This is a genomic window from Pseudomonas sp. AC083, assembly GCF_979253165.1.
This window is the reverse complement of the sequence record NZ_CEEDDH010000087.1, coordinates 1-286: the sequence shown is the minus strand read 5'-3', so window position 1 is coordinate 286 and position 286 is coordinate 1. Positions and strand designations below refer to the sequence as shown.

The following is a 286-nucleotide window of genomic DNA, read 5'->3' as shown; positions in this document are numbered from 1 at the left end:
AGAGATTTTAGTTTGCTGGCGTTTGGCGGAGCAGGACCGGTTGTGGCGAATTTCCTTGCAAGAGAAATTCATGCGAAAAATGTAGTTGTTCCTCCAAGTCCTGGTACATTATGTGCGTTAGGTGCTTTAACAGCTGATTTTATCCATGATGCGGTGCTGTCGAAGAAAATATGTTTACAAGACTATTCGATCAACCAACTAAAACAAGATTATGAGAAGCTGTCACGAAAAGCGACTGATTGGGTCAGCCAGCAGAACATTCAGCATATCAATCAGACATCCATTC

1 protein-coding gene is annotated in these 286 nt (G+C 42.3%); it reads left to right on the top strand.

What is annotated here, in order from left to right:
- Positions 1-286 (top strand): hydantoinase/oxoprolinase family protein (locus AC0IXA_RS27315; protein ID WP_471814885.1); only part of this gene is annotated, 286 nt, incomplete at both ends.